This window comes from Pseudomonas sp. GW821-FHT04D07 (assembly GCF_059420225.1).
Genome location: NZ_JBWKTH010000005.1, coordinates 239334 through 254742, shown reverse-complemented (window position 1 = coordinate 254742; position 15409 = coordinate 239334). Strand labels below are relative to the sequence as shown.

The 15409-nt window shown below is 62.6% G+C and carries 15 protein-coding genes; 11 read left to right on the top strand and 4 right to left on the bottom strand.

The features are described 5' to 3' along the window. Positions 1–18 precede the first annotated feature (18 nt). A complete protein-coding gene (locus AC07T0_RS09865; protein WP_495000989.1) occupies positions 19–1263 on the top strand; it encodes a cyclic di-GMP phosphodiesterase in 1245 nt (414 codons plus the stop codon). Between the two features lie 3 nt (positions 1264–1266). On the opposite strand, the gene AC07T0_RS09860 is transcribed toward AC07T0_RS09865, so the two are convergent. Next, positions 1267–2163 (bottom strand): LysR family transcriptional regulator, encoded by an 897-nt coding sequence (locus AC07T0_RS09860; RefSeq protein WP_495000988.1) that lies wholly within the window; start codon positions 2161–2163, stop codon positions 1267–1269. A 216-nt stretch (positions 2164–2379) separates the two neighbouring features. Here AC07T0_RS09860 and AC07T0_RS09855 point away from each other — a divergent pair, with 216 nt between their 5' ends. After that, positions 2380–2583 (top strand): co-regulatory protein PtrA N-terminal domain-containing protein, encoded by a 204-nt coding sequence (locus AC07T0_RS09855; protein ID WP_495000987.1) that lies wholly within the window; start codon positions 2380–2382, stop codon positions 2581–2583. Between the two features lie 194 nt (positions 2584–2777). Here AC07T0_RS09855 and tal read toward each other — a convergent pair whose 3' ends face one another. After that, positions 2778–3698 (bottom strand): transaldolase, encoded by a 921-nt coding sequence (gene tal, locus AC07T0_RS09850; RefSeq protein ID WP_495000986.1) that lies wholly within the window; start codon positions 3696–3698, stop codon positions 2778–2780. Positions 3699–3830: 132 nt separating this feature from the next. After that, positions 3831–4724 (bottom strand): LysR family transcriptional regulator, encoded by an 894-nt coding sequence (locus tag AC07T0_RS09845; protein ID WP_495000985.1) that lies wholly within the window; start codon positions 4722–4724, stop codon positions 3831–3833. Between the two features lie 146 nt (positions 4725–4870). On the opposite strand from AC07T0_RS09845, the gene AC07T0_RS09840 reads away from it, so the two are divergent. From AC07T0_RS09840 to dctM, 8 genes are all read left to right on the top strand, one after another. Next, complete coding sequence (locus AC07T0_RS09840; protein ID WP_495000984.1) at positions 4871–5698, top strand: HTD2 family dehydratase; 828 nt, start codon at positions 4871–4873, stop codon at positions 5696–5698. Positions 5699–5721: 23 nt separating this feature from the next. Beyond that, the gene (locus AC07T0_RS09835; protein ID WP_495000983.1) at positions 5722–6885 is read left to right on the top strand and encodes an acyl-CoA dehydrogenase family protein; all 1164 of its coding nucleotides are present in this window, start codon (positions 5722–5724) and stop codon (positions 6883–6885) included. Between the two features lie 10 nt (positions 6886–6895). Continuing rightward, positions 6896–8245: an MmgE/PrpD family protein gene (locus AC07T0_RS09830; RefSeq protein WP_495000982.1), complete on the top strand. Its 1350-nt coding sequence runs from the start codon at positions 6896–6898 to the stop codon at positions 8243–8245. Then, entirely contained in the window at positions 8245–9459 is a 1215-nt protein-coding gene (locus tag AC07T0_RS09825; RefSeq protein ID WP_495000981.1) for a CaiB/BaiF CoA transferase family protein, read from the top strand. The genes AC07T0_RS09830 and AC07T0_RS09825 overlap by 1 nt, the downstream gene beginning before the upstream one ends. A gap of 161 nt (positions 9460–9620) precedes the next feature. Continuing rightward, positions 9621–10433, top strand: a complete 813-nt coding sequence (locus tag AC07T0_RS09820) for an HpcH/HpaI aldolase/citrate lyase family protein (protein ID WP_495000980.1) — start codon at positions 9621–9623, stop codon at positions 10431–10433. A 193-nt stretch (positions 10434–10626) separates the two neighbouring features. After that, positions 10627–11613: a TRAP transporter substrate-binding protein gene (locus AC07T0_RS09815; protein ID WP_495000979.1), complete on the top strand. Its 987-nt coding sequence runs from the start codon at positions 10627–10629 to the stop codon at positions 11611–11613. A gap of 558 nt (positions 11614–12171) precedes the next feature. Then, positions 12172–12810 (top strand): TRAP transporter small permease, encoded by a 639-nt coding sequence (locus tag AC07T0_RS09810; RefSeq protein ID WP_495000978.1) that lies wholly within the window; start codon positions 12172–12174, stop codon positions 12808–12810. Next, complete coding sequence (gene dctM, locus AC07T0_RS09805) at positions 12810–14093, top strand: C4-dicarboxylate TRAP transporter large permease protein DctM (protein ID WP_218222936.1); 1284 nt, start codon at positions 12810–12812, stop codon at positions 14091–14093. Before AC07T0_RS09810 ends, dctM begins: the two co-directional genes overlap by 1 nt. 101 nt (positions 14094–14194) lie before the next feature. On the opposite strand, the gene AC07T0_RS09800 is transcribed toward dctM, so the two are convergent. Next, on the bottom strand, positions 14195–14527 hold the full coding sequence (locus AC07T0_RS09800) for a hypothetical protein (RefSeq protein ID WP_495000977.1): 333 nt from the start codon (positions 14525–14527) through the stop codon (positions 14195–14197). Between the two features lie 153 nt (positions 14528–14680). Between AC07T0_RS09800 and AC07T0_RS09795 the strand changes: the two genes are divergently transcribed. Continuing rightward, entirely contained in the window at positions 14681–15406 is a 726-nt protein-coding gene (locus AC07T0_RS09795; RefSeq protein WP_495000976.1) for a TonB-dependent outer membrane receptor, read from the top strand. The last annotated feature ends 3 nt before the right edge of the window (positions 15407–15409 follow it).

The following is a 15409-nucleotide window of genomic DNA, read 5'->3' as shown; positions in this document are numbered from 1 at the left end:
GAAACCAGGATGTTCGTCATGCTAAGACAGATACAGGTGAGCGAGCTTCGTGTCGGTATGTATGTGCAATCCTTTTGCGGCTCCTGGATGGATCACCCATTCTGGCGCAGTCACTTTCTGCTCGATAACGAAGAGGATCTGCAGAAGATCCGTAGCTCCGGCCTCGCCGCGCTCTGGATAGATACCAGCAAGGGGCTGGATCTCCAGGCCCAGGAGCTGGCTTCGGCGGCGGCATCGGCGCTCGAACCGCTGGTCATTCCTGCACAGGAGCGTCCACGCAATCGCCCGCGGATCGCCATGAGCGATGAAGTGATCCACGCATTGAGCTTGTGCGCGCGGACCAAGGTCGCGGTGCTGAGCCTGTTCAGCGATCTGCGAATGGGCCGGGCGGTTGATCCCGAGCAGGTTACCCAACTGATCGCCGATATCTCGGATTCGCTGATCCGTCACCCCGATGCATTGATCAGCCTGGCCCGGCTCAAGACCAGTGATGAGTACACCTATATGCATTCAGTGGCGGTATGCGCGCTGATGATGAGCCTGGCCTACCGCCTGAACCTGCCCGCAGGCCTGGTGAAAGAAGCCGGTATGGCGGGCATCCTGCATGAAGTGGGCAAGATGATGCTGCCGGCGCAGTTGCTCAATAAAACCTTGCCGCTCACGGAGGCCGAGTTCGAGAGCCTGCGCCGACATCCCGAGATCGGCGCGAAGCTGCTGCTCGACACCCGTCATTTCAGTCCGCGGGTGGTGGATGTCTGCCTGCATCATCACGAGAGAGTCGATGGCAGCGGTTATCCGCACAAGCTCTGCGGGACGCAGATCAGCCTGTTTTCGCGGATGGCCGCGGTGTGTGACAGCTATGACTCGGTGACCTCCGAGCGACATGGCAAGCAGGCCTGGACGGCGGCCGAGGCGATTCGGAAAATGGCCGATTGGAAAGGTCAGTTCGATGAGCAGGTCTTCCATGCCTTTGTCCGCTGCATCGGAATCTATCCGGTGGGTGCCCTGGTGCTGTTGCACAGCGGTCGTCTGGGGATCGTCATGGAGCAGCATGAGCAGTCATTGCTGACGCCCCGGGTGAAGGTGTTTTACTCCTCGAAACTGCGCATGCCCATCGCCCAGAGTGTCATCGATCTTGCCGTTGCCAGCGAACAGGACTCGATCACCAGCCTGGAGTCGGTCAATAAGTGGGGGTTCAAGCACCTGGACGAGCTGTGGTCGGGCATTTCCATTGGCAAGCAGTCGATCTTCAATACCGCCTAGCGCTCAGGCCGTTGCGCCCACCGCCAGTGCCTTGACCAGGAACTCGATAAAGGCCCGGGTCTTCTGCGGCACCCGGCGCGACGAGGGGTAGACCGCGTTGATGCTGATCGCCGGGGCCTTCCATTCGCACAGCAGCGGGACCAGGGTGCCGGCAGCCAGGGCATCCTCGACGATAAAATCGGGCAGCAGGGCGATGCCCATGCCGGCTTGCGCCGCCTGAGCCAGCAGGTCGCCGTTGTTGGCGTGCAGCGGCCCGGTGACATTGACTCGCAGGGTTTCCTTGCCATTGCTCAGTTGCAGACTGACACCACTTTGCAGGTAGCCGTAGTTCAGGAATTGATGGCTGGTCAGGTCCTTCGGTGTCTGGGGTATGCCGGCCCGCGCCAGATAGGCCGGCGAGGCCACCATGATCCGTGGCGCGGGGGCGAGCAAACGGGCGACCAGGGAAGAGTCCGGCAGGCTGGCGATGCGCAGGGTGACATCGAAGCCGCCGCGCACCGGGTCGACTTGCTGGTCGCTGAGCACCAGTTGCAGTTCCACGTTCGGATGCTGCTGGTGGAACAGCGGAATCAGCGGTCCCAGCCGTCGCAGTCCGAAGGACATGGGCGCATTGACCCGCAGCACGCCGCGCAGCTCGCCGACGCCATCGCGGGCCCGTTGTTCGGTTTCGTCCAGGGATGCCAGCAGCTCGCGGGCTGCTTCATAGTATTCGGCGCCGGCCTCGGTCAGGTGCAGGCTGCGGGTGGTGCGTTGCAGCAGTTGCACGCCAATGGCTTCTTCCAGCGCCTGGATCTGCTTGCTGACTTTCGAGCGCGGAACATCCATGGCCCGGGCCGCGGCGGCAAAGCCATTGGCGCCGACGGTGGCGACAAACGCACGCATGCAGTCGATACGATCCATATTGTCTGTTTTCCAGAATCAATGCTCTGCGGATTCTAGGGCGTTGCCTGGCGCTTATCCAGCACCGGGGACGGCTTGCACCGTGGTTCTCTCGAGCGGGTGTTCCTGTAAAAAATTTCATCCTGCGGGGAACAGGCTGAAATGCGCCACTCGATAGGATGAGCCCAAGTCAGCAGGAACCCGTGCTGACGAACTCAAACTATTGGAGAGTGACTGATGAAATCCCTTAAAGCGTTGTTGATCGTAACCCTGATGACCGCCTCCGTTGCGGCCATGGCCGAAGGTGGCAGCGATAAGGTCATGGCGCGCATGGAAGCGGCACGTGATGTTTCCATGGCCCATTACCAACAGTCGGAAAAGGCCCAGGCCGTGGCAGCCGGTAAGCAGGCTGCGTCCGATAGCGTCGAACGCACCAATTGACGGTGGGCGTATGTGGTCGGGCCGAAAGGCCGACCGGTTCGCCCCACAGGCGTTTAACGCCTGGTGAGGGGCGCCGGGACTGTATCAAACGGGTCGCTGACTGGCCGTGTGGCAGCAGGACCCAAGGCGAGCAGTGTCCCGGGTAGCGGAGTAGCCGACTGCCCGGGTTGTTTTGGCGGCGAGTAAAGTACCGGTTACTGAGCCAGCAAGGCTTCCAGTTTTTCCTGATCCCGGGCGAACTGACGAATACCCTCGGCGAGTTTCTCGGTGGCCATGGCGTCTTCGTTGGAGGCCCAGCGGAACTGCGCTTCATTCAGGTGCAGGCGTGGTTCACCGGCTGCACCCGGCAGCAGTCGACGTTCCAACTGACCTTCGTCCTGAGCGAGCTTTTCCAGGAGGTCGGGGCTGATGGTCAGGCGGTCGCAACCGGCCAGTTGTTCGATCTGGTTGAGGTTGCGGAAGCTCGCGCCCATGACCACGGTCTTGTAGTCGTTGGACTTGTAGTAGTTGTAGATGCGCGTTACCGACTGCACGCCCGGATCGTCGGCACCACTGTATTCGTTGCCGGTGGACTTCTTGTACCAGTCGTAGATCCGGCCCACGAACGGCGAGATCAGGAACACCCCGGCGTCGGCGCAGGCCGCGGCCTGGGCGAAGGAGAACAGCAGGGTCAGGTTGGTCTGGATGCCATCCTTCTCCAGTTTCTCGGCGGTGCGGATACCTTCCCAGGTCGACGCCAGCTTGATCAGCACGCGGTCACGGCTGACACCGGCCTTGTCGTACAGCTCGATCAACTGGTGGGCCTTGCTCAGCAGCGCGGTTTCATCGAAGGACAGGCGCGCGTCGACTTCGGTGGAAATACGCCCGGGAATCGCCTTGAGAATGCCACTGCCCACGGACACCGCGAAATGATCGCAGGCCAGGCCCACATCGCCCTTGGCGTGGGCCACGGCGGCCTTGAGCAGGTCGGCGTAGCCTGGCAGCGCCGCGGCCTTGAGCAGCAGCGAAGGGTTGGTGGTGGCGTCGACCGGCTTGAGGCGGGTAATGGCGTCGAGGTCGCCGGTGTCCGCGACCACGGTGGTGAACTGCTTGAGTTGTGCAAGCTTCGAAGTCATGAGCGTCTCTGTCGGGAAGGGCGTGGATCCATGCACTGATTGAGTGCGGCTGAGGTGAAAAGTTCTGTCAGTCGAATACCTTCAAGAATGCCGCCGAAGCAGGGCTTTGTGCAACTCAAACTGTAGGACTGTTCAGGTTTGTGTCCCGGGCATCAGCGTGGCGATCAAGGCGCGTATGGTCCCGGGCAGGGCTTCGAGCTCGCGCACCAGGATGCTGCGCTCGCGAATGGCCCAGGGCTCGTCCAGGGCCACAGTCACCAGCTCCATGGTCCGGCTGTGCCGCACGGCGGCGGACTCGGGAATGATGCCGATGCCGACCCCGGCTTCGACCATACGGCAGATGGCTTCGAAGCTGGAGACCTGGATACGCAACGACAAGGTCTTGCCGAGCCGTTCGACATGCTCGCGCAAAAAGCTTAGCAAGGTGCTGCCTTCGTGCAGGCCGATATGCTGGAACGCCAAAGTCTGGCCGAAGGTCACCGACTGCTGCGCCGCCAGCGGATGCGCCACGGGTACGATCAGTACCAGGCGGTCGGTGCTGAAGTGCATCACCTGCAGGCCGCTGGCTTCCACCGGGCCGGCGATGATGCCCATATCGGTGGTGCCGTCGAGTACGCCACGAACAATGTCCCGCGACAGGCGCTCCTGCAGGTCCACCGTCACCCCGGGGCGCTGGGAGAGGAAACCGGCCAACACTTCCGGGAGGAACTCGGTCACCGCCGTGGTGTTGGCGAAAATGCGGATATGCCCGGCGGAGTCGCCACCGTAGCGGGTGAACTCGCTTTTCAGATAGTCGACCTGGCGCATGATCAACCGTGCGTGTTGCAGCAACCGCTGGCCAGCCGGGGTGACTTCCACGCCACGGCTGTCGCGGTACAGCAGGCGAGTGTCGAGTTGCGCTTCCAGGGCTTTGATCCGCGCGCTGGCGGCGGCCGGCGAGAGAAAGGCGCGGCGGGCACCCTGGGTCAGGCTCGGCGATTCGGCGATATGGATAAAGAGGCGTAGATCCGCCAGATCGAAATGCATGGGGCGACTCCGCTCAGGGGTTGCGTGCAGGTGGGACATTGGCGTTCAGCATAACTGAACGCCGGCTTATAGAAATGCAAATTCTCGGAACGGGCTGCGCCTTGCATCATCGGTTTATGACAACAACCGGCAAGGAGAAACCTTCCATGAGTGCGACAGACCTGAGTGCCTGGCTAGGACGGACCGAAGAAGCCCACGACCAATTGAGCCGCAACTTGCTCAAGCGTATCGCCGCGACCTTTGGCGAACCGGCTCCGGCCCATGGCGAGGCGCTGCCGCCGCTGTGGCAATGGTGTTTCTTCCAGGAGCCGCTGGCCGAGAGCCTGTTGGGCAGCGACGGCCATCCGGCCCGTGGCGGTTTCCTGCCGCCGGCGGACAATCGCAATCGCATGTGGGCCGGTGGGCGCCTTGAGTTCTTCGAGCAGCTGCGCGCCGGTCACGATGCGACCCGCTTGTCGACCATCAGTCATATCGAGGAAAAGCAGGGGCGCAGCGGCGCCTTGCTGTTTGTCACCGTACGGCATGAATACGCCCAGGACGGTCGGCTGGCGATTCGCGAAGAACAGGACATCGTCTATCGCGAACCGACGCCGCCCAAGCAAAGCAGCGGTGAGACGCTGACCCAGGGCGACTGGCGCGAAGCCGTGGAACCGACGCCGACCTTGCTGTTCCGCTACAGCGCCGTGACCTTCAACGGTCACCGCATCCATTACGACTTCCCCTACGTCACCGACACCGAAGGTTATTCGGGCCTGGTGGTGCACGGTCCGATGATCGCCACCCTGAACCTGCGGGCGTTCTGCAGGGCCAATCCGCAAGCGACCCTGCGGCGCTTCTCCTATCGCGGTGTGCGCCCGTTGATCGCCCCGCAACCCTTCGAAGTCGGTGGACGGATTCTCAGCCCCGGCGTTGCCCAGCTCTGGGCTGGCAACGCCAATGGCCTGGCCCAGCAGGCTGAAGTGCACTTCGACTGACAATAAAAAAGGCTATCACCTCCATGAATCCGAATAACAACGAAGAACTTAATGCCATTCGCGAGGGTGTTCGTGCCCTGTGCGCTGAATTCGATGCCGCCTACTGGCGCAAGATCGATGAAGAGAAGGGTTTCCCCGAAGCGTTCGTCAAAGCCCTGACCGACGCTGGCTGGCTGTCGGCAATGATTCCCGAAGAGTATGGTGGCTCCGGCCTGGGCCTGGCCGAAGCCTCGGTGATCCTTGAGGAAGTCAACCGCTGCGGCGGCAACTCCGGCACCGTGCACGGCCAGATGTACAACATGTTCACCCTGTTGCGCCACGGCAGCGAGGCGCAGAAACGCTTCTACCTGCCGAAGCTGGCCAGCGGCGAGTTGCGCCTGCAATCGATGGGCGTCACCGAGCCCACCACCGGCACCGACACCACCAAGATCAAGACCACCGCAGTCAAGCACGGCGACAAGTATGTGATCAATGGGCAGAAAGTCTGGATCTCGCGGGTCCAGCATTCCGACCTGATGATCCTGCTGGCCCGGACCACGCCGCTGGCCGAGGTGCAGAAGAAATCCGAAGGCATGTCGATTTTCCTGGTCGACCTGCGCGAGGCCATCGGCAACGGCCTGACCGTGCAACCGATCGCCAATATGGTCAACCACGAGACCAACGAGCTGTTCTTCGACAACTTGGAAATCCCCGCCGACAGCCTGATCGGCGAAGAGGGCAAGGGCTTTCGCTACATCCTCGACGGCCTGAATGCCGAACGCACGCTGATCGCCGCCGAGTGCATCGGCGACGGCCGCTGGTTTATCGAAAAAGCCAGCGCCTATGCCCGCGACCGGGTGGTGTTCGGCCGGCCCATCGGGCAAAACCAGGGTGTGCAGTTCCCGATTGCTGAAGCGCATATCGAGATCGAGGCCGCCGACCTGATGCGCTGGCGCGCCTGCGAGGAATACGACAGCGGCCAGAACGCCGGGGCCAGCGCCAATATGGCCAAGTACCTGGCGGCCAAGGCGTCCTGGGAAGCGGCCAATGCCTGTCTGCAGACCCACGGCGGTTTTGGTTTCGCCTGCGAATACGACGTCGAGCGCAAGTTTCGCGAGACCCGCCTGTACCAGGTGGCGCCGATATCGACCAACTTGATCCTGTCCTACGTGGCCGAGCACTTGCTCGAACTGCCGCGCAGCTTCTGAGGAACCGAGCATGAGCCATACCCAAGCCCTTTGCGAATTCCTCGCCGGCCTGCGTTACGAACAGGTGCCGCAAGCGGTGTTCGAGCGTACCGAAGAGCTGTTCCTCGACTGGCTGGCCTCGGCCCTGGCCAGCCAGGGCGCGCACCCGATTCCGCTGTTCGAAGCCTATGCCGGCAAGATGGGCCCGGCGGATGGCCCGGCGCGGATCCTGGTCAATGGCCAGGGCAGCTCGGCATATTTCGCCGCCCTGGTGAACGCCGCGTCGTCCCATCTGGTGGAGCAGGATGACTTGCACAATAGCTCCGTGCTGCACCCGGCCACCGTGGTGTTCCCGGCGGCCCTGGCGGCGGCCCAGGACCTGGGCAAGTCCGGTCGCGAGTTGCTGCTGGCGTCGGTAGCCGGCTATGAGGCAGGGATTCGTATCGGCGAGTTCCTTGGCCGTTCCCACTACCGGATCTTCCACACCACGGCCACGGTTGGCACCCTGGCGGCGGCCGTGGCCGTGGGCAAGCTGATGGATTTCGACCAAGAGCAATTTACCAACCTGCTGGGCAGTGCGGGTACCCAGGCCGCCGGGCTCTGGGAGTTCCTCCGCGATGCCGCCGACTCCAAGCAGTTGCACACCGCCAAGGCCGCGGCGGATGGCTTGCTGGCCGCCTACCTGACGGCAGACGGTTTGACCGGTGCGCGCAATATTCTCGAAGGCGACCAGGGGCTGGCCGCCGGTATGTCCAGCGATGCCGATCCGACGAAACTGTCCGACCGCCTGGGCAGCCGTTGGGCGTTGGTGGAAACCTCGTTCAAGTTCCATGCGTCCTGCCGTCATACCCATCCGGCGGCCGATGCGTTGCTGGAGCTGATGTGGCAGGAAGGCTTGGGCCATGAACAGATTCGGCACGTGGAAACCCGTGTGCATCAGAGCGCCATTGATGTGCTGGGACGGGTCGAGGTGCCGCAGAGCGTGCACCAGGCCAAATTTTCCATGGGCACCGTGTTGGGCCTGATCGCCGTGCATGGCAAGGCCGGGCTGCCGGAGTTTCACCAGCTGTCATTGACCGATCCGGCGGTGGCGACGTTTCGCGAGAAAGTCAGGATGACCTTGGACCCGGAAGTTGACGCTGCCTATCCCCAACGCTGGCTGGGCCGGGTGGTGGTCAGCACGGTCGACGGCCGCACGCTGTACGGCGCGATCGACGAGCCCAAGGGTGATCCCGGCAACAGTCTGTCGCGAGCCGAGCTGGAAGATAAATTCCGTCGTCTGCTGCAGTTCTCCGGTGCTCGCACGCCTGGGCAGGTCGAAGGTTTGATCCGCCAGGTCTGGGACCTGCGCAACAGCACTGACTTGAAGGAGCTGCGCTGATGAATACGGTAGCAGGCAATACCCCAGCACCGCGTCCGTTGGATGGCATCACTGTGATCAGCCTTGAACATGCCATCGCCGCGCCATTTTGCACGCGGCAACTGGCCGATCTGGGCGCCCGGGTGGTGAAGATCGAACGCCCCGGCAGCGGCGATTTCGCCCGTGGCTATGACGAGCGTGTTCGCGGCCTGGCCTCGCACTTCGTCTGGACCAACCGTTCCAAGGAAAGTCTGACCCTGGATCTCAAGCAGGACGCCGCCGATAACATCCTCCAGCAGCTGCTGGGCGAGGCCGACGTGCTGGTGCAAAACCTCGCACCGGGCGCCGCCGCCCGTATGGGCTTGTCCTTTGAGGCGCTGCACGAACGTTTTCCACGGCTGATCGTCTGCGATATTTCCGGTTATGGCGCAGGCGGTCCTTATGAGAAGAAAAAGGCCTACGACTTGCTGATCCAGAGCGAGGGCGGCTTTCTTTCGGTGACCGGTGGGGCGGGTGAGGATGAGTTGGCGAAGGCCGGCTGCTCGATCGCCGATATCTCCGCCGGCATGTACGCCTACAGCGGCATTCTCTCTGCGTTGTTGCTGCGGGAGAAAACCGGGGAGGGTAGCCGCATCGACGTCAGCATGCTGGAAAGCCTGGTGGAGTGGATGGGCTACCCGATGTATTACGCCTTCGACGGCGCCGCGCCGCCGCCACGGGCGGGCGCGGCGCACTCGACCATTTATCCCTATGGCCCGTTTCCGGCGGGCGACGGCGGCACGGTGATGCTCGGGCTGCAGAACGAACGTGAATGGGCGGCGTTCTGCGACAAGGTGCTGCTGACCCCGGCGCTGGCGGTGGACGAGCGCTTTTCGGCCAACTTCAAGCGTTCGGCCAATCGTGAGGTGTTGCGCCAGATCATCGTCGACAGCTTTGCCCGGCTCAGCACCGAGCAGGTGATTGCCCGGCTGGAAGAGGCGCAGATCGCCAATGCCCGGGTCAATGATATGCAGGGCGTGTGGGAGCACCCGCAGCTCAAGGCTCGGGATGGTTGGCGTGAGGTCGAGAGCCCGTCGGGGAAACTCCCGGCCCTGCTGCCACCGGCGCGCAATGCGGCGTTTGCGCCGCGGATGGATGCGGTGCCGGGGTTGGGCGAGCACACCGGGGCGATCCTTGGTGAGCTGGGCTTCTCCGCCGAGGCGGTGGAGCAGCTGCGGGTGGATGGGGTGGTCTGAAAAAACGCCGCACACCTTGTAGGAGCCAGCTTGCTGGCGATGCGATCTGATAGCCGACATCTCTGCCGACTGAAAAACCGCCATCGCCAGCAAGCAGGCTCCTACAGGGATCGTGTATCGACGGTCTCCCGCGTCATATACAGAAAATCAAGGAATTCACTATGTCTCCATCCATTGCCCGCTCCGCGCTCTTTGTGCCCGGCAGCCGTCCCGAGCGTTTCGCCAAAGCCCTGGCCAGCGGCGCCGATGCTGTGATTGTCGACTTCGAAGATGCCGTCGAGGAACCGCTCAAGCGAATTGCCCGTGAGCATCTCGGGCAATTCCTCAGCGCCCATCCCCAGGCCCGGGTCCTGGTACGGGTCAATGCCCCGGACCATGCCGAGCACACAGCCGACTTGGCGTTCTGCAAACAACACCCCGGGGTCAGCGGCGTACTGCTGCCCAAGGTCGAGAGCGCGGCCCAGGTCGGCGCCGTGGCCGCGACCGGAAAACTCGTATGGCCAATCATCGAAAGTGCCCGAGGCCTGTTGAACCTCGCCGAAATCGCCAGCGCCCCAGGCGTCGAGCGCCTGTCCTTCGGCGGCCTGGACCTGGCCCTGGACCTCAATCTGAGCAGCGGCTCGGATGCCGCGCATTTCGCCCTCGACCAAGCCCGTCTGGCGTTGATCGTACATTCGCGCGCCGCTGGCCTGGTGGCACCACTCGACGGCGTGCATCCGGCCATCGATGACCCAGAGGGTTTGCACCGCTCGATCCGCCACGCCTATGAAATGGGCTTTGCCGGTGCGCTGTGCATTCACCCCCGGCAGGTGCCGGTGATCCACGCCGCCCTGGCGCCGAGCGCCGAGGACCTGGCCTGGGCTCGGCGCGTGGTGGACGCCGGCAGCGACGGCGCAGGGGCCTATCAGGTCGACGGGCAGATGGTCGACGCGCCGGTCCTGTTGCGAGCACGGCGTTTGTTGGCGCTGGCGTAGGCGATAACCGCCGCCAAAACAGGCCGTTCCCTACTTGGCAATCGGAGGTCCCGCCGTATTCAACCTTCGGTAATAAGCCCAGGGTTTACGGAGCGTTCACCTGAGCTGAACGCAGGTACTCAAAATTCGAAATTCTCTATACGCATGGCTTTAGGCAACCTGCCTACAACACAACAATAAGAAGGTGACTTACATGTTCAAGTTGACCCGGGCGCTGCTCTGCGCCGCCACCTTACTCGCCGCCGGCCTGGCCCAGGCGGCCGAACCCATCGTGATCAAGTTCGCCCACGTCGTCGCGGAAAACACGCCCAAGGGGCAGGGCGCGCTGCTGTTCAAAAAACTCGCCGAAGAACGCCTGCCGGGCCGGGTCAAGGTCGAGGTCTATCCCAACTCGTCGCTGTTCGGCGACGGCAAGGAAATGGAAGCCCTGCTGCTCGGTGACGTGCAGATGCTGGCGCCGTCCCTGGCCAAGTTCGAGCAGTACACCAAGCAGATCCAGATCTATGACCTGCCGTTTCTGTTCAACGATATGGCCGCCGTCGACCGCTTCCAGGACGCCCAGGGCAAGGTGCTGCTGAGCGCGATGCAGGGCAAGGGCATTCTCGGCCTGGCCTATTGGCACAACGGCCTGAAGCAGATTTCCGCGAACAAGGCACTGCATGTCCCGGGTGATGCCCGTGGTCTGAAATTCCGCGTCCAGGCGTCCAGCGTGCTGGAGGAGCAGTTCAAGGCGATTCGCGCCAACCCGCGCAAGATGAGCTTCGCCGAGGTTTACCAGGGTTTGCAGACTGGCACCGTCAACGGCACCGAGAACACCTGGTCGAACTATGAGAGCCAGAAGGTCAACGAGGTGCAGAAGTATTTCACCGAGTCCAACCATGGCCTGATCGACTACATGGTGATCACCAACAGCAAGTTCTGGGACGGCTTGCCACCGGATATCCGCAGCGAGCTGGACAAGATCATGGCCGAGGTCACCGTCGAAGTGAACAAGCAGGCCGAAGCGCTGAACCAGAGCGCCAAGCGGAAGATCGTCGATGCCAAGACCAGTGAAATCGTCGAGCTGACCCCGCAAGAGCGCGCGCAATGGCGCGAGGCGATGAAGCCGGTGTGGAAGAAGTTCGAGGGGGATATCGGCGCCGACCTGATCGACGCGGCGGACAAGTCCAACCAGCCCTGATCGGCGGCGTTTGGCTTGTGAACACCGACCCCCTGTAGGCCGATCAGGCGATGCAAGGCTCACGGGCCTCTTCGCGGGCAAGCTCCGCTCCCACAGGGGATTTGTGTCGAACAGCAAATTTGCATACGACACAAATCCTGTAGGAGCTGGCTTGCCAGCGATGGCGTCCGGATACGCGATGCAAGGCTCACGGGCCTCATCGCCAGCAAGCTGGCTCCCACAAGGGATCTGTGTTGAACACCCCATTTGCATACGACACAAATCCTGTAGGAGCTGGCTTGCCGGCGATGGCGTCCGGATAAGCGATGCAAGGCTCATGGGCCTCATCGCCAGCAAGCTGGCTCCCACAGGGGATTTGTGTCGAACAGCAAATTTGCATACGACACAAATCCTGTAGGAGCTGGCTTGCCGGCGATGGCGTCCGGATAAGCGATGCAAGGCTCACGGGCCTCATCGCCAGCAAGCTCCGCTCCTACAAGGGATCGTGTCCGGCTTTGATTGATCGGCATCGTGGCTCATGCCCCGGTCCTTCCTTTTCCCTCTCACGGAGTCCTACCCATGCAAACGCAACCGTTGCGGCGCATCTGGGAACATTTCGAGGAAGGCTTTATCGCCTTCCTGCTGGCGTCCATGACGCTGGTGACCTTTGTCTATGTGATGGCCAACAACATCTACACGCTGTTCTTCAACCTGGCCGACCGCTGGGCCTGGAGCAGCGGCTTCTTCAACCGCCTGGGCGACGCCACCATGACCGTGGCCCAGGACATGACCTGGAGCGTGGCCCTGACCAAGGCCATGTTCGGCTGGCTGATCTTCTTCGGTATCTCCTACGGCGTGCGCACCGCCGGCCACCTCGGGGTCGATGCCCTGGTCAAGCTGACCCCGCGCCCGGTGCAGCGCTACCTGGCGTTGCTCGCCTGCGCCTGCTGTCTGGCCTACGCCGGATTGTTCATGGTGGCCAGCTACAAGTGGCTGAGCGCGGTGCTCGCCGCCGGGATCGGCGCCGAGGACCTCGACCAGTATGGGATCAAGGTCGGCTATATCGTGCTGATCGTGCCAGTGGGCTTTGCTCTGGTGCTGATCCGCTACCTGGAAATCTTCTACCGCATTTTCACCCGTCGTCAGACCGGGCTGGGCCTGGCCGACGAAGCCGGCGAAGCGAGCAAGCTGGCGAGTGAACACAAGGAGCAGCACTGATGGCCGTTCTCTGTCTGTTTCTGCTGTTGTTCACCTTTATGTTTCTCGGTGTACCGATTGCGATTTCCCTAGGCCTGTCCGGCGCGGTGTCGATCCTGATCTTTAGCCAGGATTCCCTCAGTTCCCTGGCGATCAAGCTGTTCGAAACCTCGGATGCCTACACCTTCCTGGCGATCCCGTTCTTTCTGTTGTCGGGGGCCTTTATGACCACCGGCGGCGTGGCCAAGCGCCTGATCGATTTCGCCAACGCCTGTGTCGGGCATATTCGTGGCGGTCTGGCGATTGCCGCGGTACTGGCCTGCATGCTGTTCGCTGCTTTGTCCGGCTCCTCGCCGGCGACGGTGGCGGCGGTGGGTTCCATCGCCGTGGCAGGGATGGTGCGCTCAGGGTATCCGAAGGAATTCGGCGCCGGGATCATCTGCAACGCCGGGACCCTGGGTATCCTGATTCCGCCGTCCATCGTCATGGTGGTGTACTCGGCGGCCACGGAAACCTCGGTGGGCAAGCTGTTTATGGCCGGGGTGATTCCCGGGCTGCTGTTGGGCCTGATGCTGATGGTGGCGATCTATATCGTGGCGCGGATCAAGAAATTGCCCGCCCAGCCCCGCGCGACCTTTCGCGAGTGGTTGACGGCGGCACGCCGGGCGTTCTGGGGCCTACTGTTGTTGGTGATCATCCTGGGCGGGATCTACAGCGGCCTGTTCACCCCGACCGAAGCGGCGGCGGTGGCGGCGGTGTATTCGGCGTTTGTCGCCTTGTTTATCTACAAGGACATGAAGATCCGCGACTGCCCGAAGGTGCTGATGGAGTCCGGTCGGCTGGCGATCATGCTGATGTTTATCATCGCCAACGCGATCCTCTTCGCCCATGTACTGACCACCGAGCAGATCCCGCAGCAGATCACCAACTGGGTGGTGTCCGAGGGGCTGACGCCGATCGGCTTCCTGATGATGGTCAACGTGGTGTTGCTGGTGGCGGGCAGCTTTATGGAGCCATCGGCCATTGTGCTGATCCTGGCGCCGATCTTCTTCCCGATTGCGGTGAAGCTGGGGATCGACCCGATTCACCTGGGTATCGTCATGGTGGTGAACATGGAAATCGGCCTGGTCCACCCACCCGTGGGGCTGAACCTGTTCGTGACCTCGGCGGTGACCGGGCTGAGCCTGGGGCAGACCATCCGCGCGGCGTTGCCGTGGTTGATGATTCTGCTGGCGTTCCTGATTCTGGTGACCTACGTGCCGATGATCTCGCTGACGCTGCCGCACTGGTTGGGTATGCCTTGATGCAGATTTGAAGTCGAGCGCGATTGTGTGGCGTTCCGACAAGCCCGCTCGCCACAGGATTGCGCCGGGCTTCAAATTTCCCACAGCAGCAGCGCTGGGTATCACTGGCCCGCTGGCGGCCGTTGCGGTGTCACCGAGGTGCCGAAGGTATTGCCCATGCGCACGCGGGTGGCGGCCGGCGTTGCCAGGCCCAGCTTGTTCGGGGCCTTCTTGCTGATATCGGGGTTCAGCGCTTCCTGGTTTTCCTGTCGCGCCTGGGTCTGCTCCGGGTCGCTCATCTGCTGGCTCAAGCAGTTGTAGTCCGGGGCCTTATAGCCTCCGACACTGACGTCGATGCAGCCGACCGGTTGCGCGGTAGGCCCAGCGGCCAGGACCGGGTCGGAGAGCGCGGCGCTGACCAGCAGCAAGCCGGCGAGGATTGAAGGGCGTTTCATTGAAGCCTCCTGGCGACCCCGGGAGCGGGGTTTCTCTAGTCCTTTAGTCTAGAGCAAAGCTTTTTGCCACTGGGTGATGGTTTTTTTGCAGCGAACGTAACATCAGATTCATAAACAGCCCTCAGGATGACGATTTTCAGGAACACGTCAGCTGTGCAGGGACTTCGATCCGTGGCGGTGCGTCTGTCGTTCTTTCGCTCTCCCCTGGTGGGATGGGTCCTGGCCGGCTGGCTGCTGGCCGGGAGTTTGGCGTGCCTGGCGGCGGAACCGGTGCAGCTCGATCGCGAGGTGCGCCTGGACCTGGACATCGCCGCCCAGGACCTGGCCGGCGCACTGGACACCTTCAGCCGCCTGAGCGGCATGGCGGTGCTGGTGGACCGTGACCTGACCCGTGCGCGCCGGTCCTTCGCCGTGCATGGGCACTACCGGGCCAGCGAAGCCCTGGGTCTGTTGCTCACCGGCAGTGGCCTGATGGCGCGTTACACCCGCGCCGATGCCTTCACCCTGCAAGTGGCGCAAGTCAGCGAGCGACCGGCGGGCAAGGGCGGCGAGAGTTCGGCGGCGAAAGCCATGGCGAGCAGTTATGCCCGGGCGATCCAGGTGGCGATCGAACAGGCCTTGTGCGCGCTGCCGTTGACCCGACCGGGGACTTACCGGGCGGTGTTGCAGGTGTGGATCGGGCGTGCCGGCGAAGTCCAGTACAGTCGCCTGGTCAGTTCTACCGGAGATCTTCAGCGCGACGGGGCGCTGGTGGCACGCTTGAGCAGTGTGCGGGTCAGACGTCCTGCCCCGACCTCGCTGCATCAGCCGATAACCCTTCTAATAACGCCGAATTCAGCAGGAAGCAGCATGGAATGCACAGAGCGGGAAGGAGCCTGAGAG